Annotated in this window: 2 protein-coding genes; one reads left to right on the top strand and one right to left on the bottom strand. The window is 64.9% G+C overall.

What is annotated here, in order from left to right:
* Positions 1–92: 92 nt before the first annotated feature.
* Positions 93–944: a DMP19 family protein gene (locus ACP7AX_RS17700; protein WP_426228316.1), complete on the bottom strand. Its 852-nt coding sequence runs from the start codon at positions 942–944 to the stop codon at positions 93–95.
* Positions 945–1,176: 232 nt separating this feature from the next.
* Between ACP7AX_RS17700 and ACP7AX_RS17695 the strand changes: the two genes are divergently transcribed.
* Complete coding sequence (locus tag ACP7AX_RS17695) at positions 1,177–4,692, top strand: SNF2-related protein (protein ID WP_426228314.1); 3,516 nt, start codon at positions 1,177–1,179, stop codon at positions 4,690–4,692.
* Positions 4,693–5,031: the final 339 nt, after the last annotated feature.

Genomic DNA, 5,031 nt, shown 5'->3' with positions numbered 1-5,031 from the left:
CCCACCCCGTCCCCAACAACACCCACACCGGGGCGGCGGGGGGGGGTACACTTTGGGGTTTAATGGTGCCCGCCCCGCCGTCGGTGGTGGTACTACGCGTCGGCCATCTCGTCGTCGTCGGCTTCCTCGAACTCAACGGCTGCAACGATTTCCTGCGTCTCCGGGTTGATCATGAACGCCTCATCGTCCTCTTCGACCATGATGAAATCGCCGTGATCGGTGGCGAAGTGCCACGCCAGCGTCTCCTCCCCGTTGTGGAGGTAGTTCGGATCGCCCATGGTGATCTTCTGGAGTTCGTAGCCTGCAACATCACACAGTTCACGGATGATGATCTCGAAACCCGGGGCGTCTTCCAGTGCCTCTGCGTCCGCCCGGGCCTGGCGCTCCTCCAGGTCCGGGATCAGCGCAACCTGGCGCTCGATGTACGCCGCAAGCTCTTCCTCGTCAAGGACCAGCAGCCCGTCCTGGCCGAGAAGCCAGGACGCATTCAGGGCCGTGATGTTCTCGGTTTCGAACAGTTCCTCGAACTCGCCGTCCAGCTCCTCCAGCGTGCGCACGCCGTCGGTGGACTCTTCCTCGGTGTCCAGGTCGCCGTCGAGGTAGCGCTCCTCGTCCTCCTCGGACAGGGCGTCGAACGCTTCAACGGTGCGGTTGAAGAGGTCAAGGTGCGCCGTTGCACCCATGCCTGCGAGGCCTTCGCGGATGAGGGGATCCACTTCTTCCCGGTCCGCGGTGAAAACGTACTGGGCGAACCCGCCCTCCAGGGACTGCGTCACGTAGAAGTCCACGTAGTAGCTGCCCAGGGCGGCGGGGGCGATCTCAGCGGCGTCGAGCAGTTTCGCGTACATGGCGTTCACTACATGGACGTTCGCATCGACGACTTCCTCGTTGCCGGCTTCGATGCTGGCGGTGGTCAGGACAACCGGGTGCTGGCTCGTGGTCATGGTGTTTCCTCACAACTGTTGGCTTCGGTGATGCTCGGGACACTTTCACGCTACGTGGGCTGGAACGGCGGAATGTTGAGGCGGAAGTGAACGTCAGGCGAAGATTTCGGTGCGTGTTGTCCACATGGCAAAAGGGCCGGCGCGGTGGTGCTCCTCCGGGCGAACTAAGATGGAGCAGATAACCATCGATCGGACACTGGTCCCCCGCGGCCAGCTGAAAGTAGCGCGCACCATGCCATCCCAACCGGACGAGAGTGCGGCACTGGCAATACAGACCCCCGCCATCAACGACCGCTCCCTCGCGGCCGGACTGGCCTATGCCATGGGAAGCCGCGTTTCCGGGATCTCGTTTGACGCCGCCACCGGACTGATGCTCGGCAAGGTCCGGGGCGGCTCGGACGTGCCGTACTCCACCACGGCCAAGCTGGTCCGCAAAGCCGGCGGCTGGAGCTGCACCGTTGGTGTCTGCAGCTGCCCTGTCCGCAAGGACTGCAAGCACGTGGCCGCACTGCTTTTCGCGGCCGAGGACAACCCTGCCATCCGCGTGCAGCTGCTCACTCCGGCCGATGTCTCCCGGCTCTCACGCCAGCCCGCCGCCCTCGAACTGGCGGACTGGGAGCAGGCGCTGAGCCCGCTGATCTCGCAGCCCGGCATCACGCCGTCGAGCAACGGCATCCCCTTGGCGCTCCAGTTCGATGTTGAGGAGCCGGCGCCGCACTTCTCCTACACAGGCCGGCGCGATCCGCTTCGGAGCGTCCGCCAGCTCAAGGCCCGCCCGGTCATCATGGGTTCGAAGGGCAAATGGATCCGCGGTGACGTTTCCTGGAACACCTTGAGCTACCTGAATTTCCGCCGTGAATGCAACGAAATGCATGTGGAGTGGATGCAGGAGTTCCTGGCTGCGCACACAGCTGCCGCCAACCGCCTGCACAACTCGTCCGCCCTCTGGCTGGGACTGAACACTTTCGCCGGCAAGAACCTCTGGAGCCTGCTGGCTGACGCCAAAAAGATCGGCCTCAACCTGGTCCACAGCCGCGGCCCCGAGCCGGTGCGGCTCGCCGAGTCTCCCGCCGCCGTCGGCCTTAACCTCAGCCGGTTCGGCACCCCGGTCAGCCCGGACGCTGCCGTCGGCACTGCCACTCAGGGGTCTCCCGGCGGTACTGCTACAGCGTCCGACGACGGCGGGCTGGAGCTCGCGCCCACCGTCACCGTTGACGGGGTTGAGGTTGATCCGGCCTCCGTGGGGACCATCGGGCGCCCTGCCCACGGCATTTTCCTCACCTCCGGCGGGGACACACTGCCCGGCGCCGACGCGGACCACGTAATTACCCTGGCGCCGCTGGAAAACGGGCTGAGCGAGGAACTGCTGGCGTTCGTCACGGCCGGCAGCACCCTGCAGATTCCTGCCAGGGACGAGACACGCTTCCTCACCGGCTTCTACCCCAAGCTCAAACAGGCCGCACGGATCACCGCCAAGGACGAGTCGGTTGAGCTGCCCACGCTGGCAGTCCCCACGCTTTCGCTGCTGGCTAACTACGGCGCCGATCACAAGGTCCGGCTGCACTGGGAGTGGCACTACAAGTCCGGAAACCTGGTGACAGCCCAGCCCCTATGGCGCCACCCCGGCGATCACGGCTACCGCGACGACCCCGCCGAAGCCCGCATCCTGGAAGGCATCGGCCAGCCGTGGGACATCGTGCCTGCCCTCGGCGAATCGGCCACCGGCGGCTGGGGCACACCCCGGTTGGCTGCGTCCGTGGAGCTGAATGGCCTGGACACCCTTGCCTTCACCGAGGACGTCCTGCCACTGCTCCGCCAGGCCCGCGACGTGGACGTGGACACCGCCGGCGACATCGCCAATTACCGCGAGGCCGAGGAAGCGCCCGTCATCTCGGTCTCCACCAAGGCCACCGAACAGCGCGACTGGTTCGATCTTGGCATCCAGATCTCCCTGGAGGGCCAGCCGGTTTCGTTTGCGGCTGTGTTCTCCGCCCTTGCCGCGGGCCAGACCAAAATGCTGCTGCCCAGCGGCGCCTATTTTTCCCTGGACCTCCCCGAACTTCACCAGCTGCGCGCCCTGATCGAGGAGGCACGCTCCCTCCAGGACAACAAGGATGCCCCGCTGCAGATCAGCCGTTTCCAGGCCGGGCTCTGGGACGAGCTGGCGAACCTCGGCATCGTGGACCAGCAGGCGGCCGCGTGGCGTGAGGCGGTGGGCGGTCTGCTCGAGGGCGGGATCAACGGGCTGCCGCTGCCTGCTACTCTGAATGCCGAACTGCGGCCGTACCAGCTGGAGGGCTTCAACTGGCTTAGCTTCCTGTACCGGCACAGCCTGGGCGGGGTACTCGCTGACGACATGGGCCTGGGCAAGACCGTCCAGGCCCTCGCCCTGATGTGCGCGGCGAAGGAGCTGGGTGTTGTTCCGGGCGGTACAGGGCCAGCGCTCGACGGGGGTACGGCTCCCGCGCCCGACGGCGGCACCGGTCCAGCTCCCGCGCCCGACGGCGGCACTCCCTTTTTGGTGGTCGCCCCCACCAGCGTGGTGGGCAACTGGGCGGCCGAAGCGGCACGCTTTGCGCCCGGGCTGGTGGTCCGGACAATTGGTGAGACCTTTGCCAAGAACGGCCAGGATGCAGCTGTTGAGCTTGCCGGCGCGGACATCGTGATCACGTCCTACGCCCTGTTCCGGATCGACTACGACTCCTACGCCTCCAAGACCTGGGCCGGCCTGGTGCTCGACGAAGCGCAGTTCGTCAAGAACCACCAGTCCAAGGCGTACCAGTGCGCCCGGAAACTGCCGGCTGCCTTCAAGTTGGCCATCACCGGCACGCCGCTGGAGAACAACCTGATGGAGTTCTGGGCGCTGACCTCGATCGTGGCGCCGGGCCTCTTCGCGAGCCCCAAGCGGTTTGCTGAGTATTACCAGAAGCCGGTGGAGAAGAACGGCGACAAGGGGCAGCTGGACAAGCTCCGCCGTCGGGTCCGTCCCCTGATGATGCGCCGCACCAAGGACCAGGTCATCCAGGACCTGCCGCCCAAGCAGGAACAGATCCTGGAGGTGGTGCTCAACCCGCGCCACCAAAAGGTCTACCAGACGCACCTGCAGCGCGAGCGGCAGAAGATCCTTGGCCTGATCGAGGACGTGAACAAGAACCGGTTCACCATCTTCCAGTCCCTGACCCTGCTGCGGCAGCTCAGCCTGGACGCTTCCTTGGTGGACCCGTCGTTGTCCGGGGTCCGTTCTTCGAAGCTGGATGTGCTGTTCGAGCAGCTGGAGGACCTGGTGGCCGAGGGCCACCGCGCCCTGATATTCAGCCAGTTCACCGGCTTCCTCGGCAAGGTCCGGGAACGGCTTGTGGAGGAGAAGATCGAGTTCTGCTACCTCGACGGCGGCACCCGCAACCGGACCGACGTCGTCAACGAATTCAAGAACGGCACGGCCCCTGTCTTCCTGATCTCCTTGAAGGCCGGCGGATTTGGCCTGAACCTGACCGAAGCCGATTACGTCTTCCTGCTGGACCCATGGTGGAATCCCGCCTCCGAAGCGCAGGCCGTGGACCGGACACACCGGATCGGCCAGGCTCGGAACGTGATGGTCTACCGGCTGGTTGCCAAGGACACGATCGAGGAAAAGGTCATGGCGTTGAAGGCCCGGAAGTCGCAGCTGTTCGCGGACGTCATGGAGGGCGATGCCCTGTCCGGCGGATCCATCACAGCCGAGGACCTGGCAGGGCTATTCAAGGACTGAGCTGGTCACGAATCGAGCCTTATTACGGGCTGATCTTGCACGTTCTAACGTGAGCGAGTCACAGCGCGGCCTGCCGACTCGTCTCTGTCCGCCGTGGCCGTAAGTTATCCACATAGGCATGAAACCTCGCCGTTAATGTCAGCGCCTCGCGGGATGATTTGGGTATGGGAAGCAGAGCGGCGGTTGAGGCGGTGGAAGCCATCAAGGCCTCTGTCGCTGCGCTGGATCTTATTGTGTCCGGCGTTGAGTCCGCCCCGCATTGTGATGATGATCCGTTGCGCCGGGAGGCTGATGGTTGGCTGGATACGCTGGCTCTGACTACTCGGATCAATGCGCAGG

The sequence above is a fragment of the Pseudarthrobacter sp. DSP2-3-2b1 genome (assembly GCF_049895945.1).
GTDB lineage: Bacteria > Actinomycetota > Actinomycetes > Actinomycetales > Micrococcaceae > Arthrobacter.
Note: the sequence above shows the minus strand (reverse complement) of the source record. Positions and strands in the feature narration are given on the sequence as shown.